4 protein-coding genes are annotated in these 2991 nt (G+C 45.6%); all 4 read left to right on the plus strand.

All coding sequences use genetic code 11. The features are described 5' to 3' along the window. The coding region (locus F6K37_RS36475) for a DUF3119 family protein (protein ID WP_287255863.1) at positions 1 to 301 on the plus strand (301 nt) is incomplete at its 5' end. A 69-nt stretch (positions 302 to 370) separates the two neighbouring features. Further along, on the plus strand, positions 371 to 1612 hold the full coding sequence (locus F6K37_RS36480; RefSeq protein ID WP_287255865.1) for a DUF3086 domain-containing protein: 1242 nt from the start codon (positions 371 to 373) through the stop codon (positions 1610 to 1612). 221 nt (positions 1613 to 1833) lie between these two features. After that, on the plus strand, positions 1834 to 2505 hold the full coding sequence (gene plsY / locus F6K37_RS36485; protein ID WP_287255867.1) for a glycerol-3-phosphate 1-O-acyltransferase PlsY: 672 nt from the start codon (positions 1834 to 1836) through the stop codon (positions 2503 to 2505). 317 nt (positions 2506 to 2822) lie between these two features. Further along, on the plus strand, positions 2823 to 2991 hold a 169-nt coding region (locus F6K37_RS36490), incomplete at its 3' end, for a dihydroneopterin aldolase (protein WP_287255869.1).

Genomic DNA, 2991 nt, shown 5'->3' on the forward strand with positions numbered 1-2991 from the left:
AGCCGCGCCAAAGGCGATCGCCTTTGGCGCGGCTTCGCCGATCGCGTTGTTGGGCTTATTCTTGTTGTTTCAAGCCATAACTATACGCCTGCAATTTACTGAAACCGCCTTGGATATTTATCGCTCCGAGACCCTGATCCGGCGTTTTCCTTATCAAGAATGGCAAAATTGGGAAATCTTCTGGAGATCAGTACCGATTTTGTTTTATTTTTCAGAAGTCAAAAGCATTCACTTTCTACCAATTATATTTGACCCAAAGCTGCTACGAACTTGCCTAGAAGAACGCTTCCCTAAAGGATAACTGACATACCTCAAATTATAGAGTAGAGGTTAGGTATTTAATGAATAAGTTATTAATAAACCAGTTTAAATGAATTCCGAAGACCCACAAAACCCAGAACAAGAGCAAGATAACAACCAAGCAGTTAAGGGATTAGATAATTCACAGGAGTCAAATTGGCCAGATCAGGATAGGGCTACTCCTAGGGATAACTCTCAAGCTCCCGACCTTCCTCCCATTTCTCTGACCCTATCAGACCATGACAAAGCTAAACCAACACAGTCGAATGAGCCGCTGCAGGAGGATAAAGTTAGTGAAATTCAACTAGGCCAGTCTTCAGATCAAGCCAAAAAAATGGCTAGCTTAGCTCAAACTGTGGCTGAACTGGAGCAAAAAGAACAGGAGTTGAGACAGAGAATTGCCGCTCTGCAAAACCATCAACAGTCACTGGTTTCAAAGGAATTGGGAAGCACCGAAGCAGTTGTAGAGCGGATGGTACTTGAAGGTCTGACCGAACTGGAGCAACGCAAGCAAAAGTTGCAAATTTCTATTGAGCAACTAGAACGCCGCCGGGAACGCATTCGTGAAGAAATGCGCACCAGTTTTGCGGGTGTATCTCAAGAGCTAGCCATTCGGGTTCAAGGCTTTAAAGATTATTTGGTTGGCTCTTTACAAGACCTAGCTGCTGCTGCTGAGCAACTGGAACTCTCCCAGCCACCAACCGAAGCACCACGGTCAGAATTAGAAGAAGCACCACCACCCCCGACCAGAGGCAACCCAAAATTTGCCGAACAAGCATTTAAAGAGGAAGTCCGACAGATTCGTCAGCTGTTGGATCAATATCGAAAAATGCCAGATTATTATGGTCCTCCCTGGCAACTGCGTCGTACCTTTGAGCCAATTCACGCTGAAAAAGTGTCTCAGTGGTTTTTTTCCCAAGGTGGTCGTGGTGCCCTCCAAACTATGGGGAGCCGCTTACAAAATGTTTTAATTGCCTCAGCGGTTATATCCGTGTTGCGGACACTGTATGACAATCGCCTAAGTACTCTTGTGCTGGCCAACACCCCAGAACGACTGGGAGAATGGCGTAGAGGATTACAGGACTGTCTCGGAATCTCCCGCAGTGATTTTGGTCCAGAACGGGGAGTTGTTCTATTTGAAGATCCAATAGCCCTGGTTCAAAAAGCGGAACGACTGATCAAGCGGGATAAGTTAGCGTTAATCATTGTTGACGAAACCGAAGATAAGATCAGTTTGTCATTATTGCAATTTCCCCTATGGTTGGCTTTTGCACCTGATCCTCGGCAGATGTATACTTACGACGATTATTGAATTACTTGGTTGACTGGGTTTAATTTTAGCAAAACAGGCGCGAAACTGCTGCCAATCAGGAGGTTCAGCGAACTAAAAAATCGATGTAGTTGCTCCGACGGGGGTTTCCCCGACTTGCGCTTTACATCAAAACAGTTAGCAATGTTACAGCCGAGCTACCCGTCGCGGTGGTGATCGGGGAATTCTTGCCGGATCTTGTCACAATCTTCAACATGACACCAATGGTACTTAACTTAACTTGGAGTGGGCTACTAGTCATCTCAGCCTATTTATTAGGTTCCCTGCCTACTGGTTACCTAGCAGGACGCTGGCTTAAAGATATTGATATTCGCGAGCATGGCTCTGGATCAACTGGTGCCACCAATATATTGAGAACTGTGGGCAAAGGACCAGCAGTGGTGGTATTACTGATTGATGCCTTGAAAGGAGTAGCGGCTATTAGTCTAGTCAATGGCTTTTATACCCTGACAGACGTTTCCCTACTGCCTGAAACCTGGCAACCCTGGTTAGTGGCATTGGCTGCATTTGCTGCTATCTTTGGTCATAGTAAATCCATTTGGCTAAACTTCACCGGAGGTAAATCCGTTGCCACCAGTATAGGTGTTATCTTCACCATGTCTTGGCCTGTAGGCTTAGGAACCTTAGGTGTATTTGCAGTAGTCTTGGCAATTTCTCGTATTGTCTCTCTCAGTTCCATTGCTGGTGCGATCGCTGTTTCCCTGCTGATGTACCTTACTAAAGCTCCTCTTGCCTACGAGTTATTTGGTATTGCTGCTGGCATATATGTCATCATCCGTCACCGCAGTAACATTCAGCGTATAGTTACAGGTACCGAACCCCAAATCGGTAAACCCCTTTCTCCAGCAGTATCCTTAGAGACTGGAACAGACTAGAACTGTTAAACACAAATCCCTGGTCATGGATTGCTTGAGTAGAAATCTAATAAAGGAGCGGACTTACGCAGCGGTGCGACCCCGGTCGGGTTTACCGACAAGCGTGAACGCGCACCAATAGAGCGAAGCGTGAAAGCCAAGCAAGAGATATCTTTGTATGCTAGGGGTTGAATTGAGACAACAATTCTGGTAAAAGACTCCAGCAATTCTAATTTTTAAACATTAGCTTTGAAAAGCGATTAACCCAAAGTAGTAGCGCTAAGGACAATCGTTTACCTTGGTGATAAAGCATAGATGAGGGAAAACTTGACATAATGATGGACTGTATTAAACTAAGCAATATTCGCTGCTACGGCTACACTGGCTACCTACCCGAAGAACAGACCCTAGGACAGTGGTTTGAAGTAGACCTGACCATGTGGCTAGATCTAAGCCCTGCGGGAGAAAGTGATGACCTTAGCGATACCATGGATTATCGGCAAACTA

Origin of the sequence: Moorena sp. SIO4E2 (assembly GCF_010671945.1) — a bacterium.
In the GTDB taxonomy this organism is placed as follows: Bacteria; Cyanobacteriota; Cyanobacteriia; order Cyanobacteriales; family Coleofasciculaceae; genus Moorena; species Moorena producens.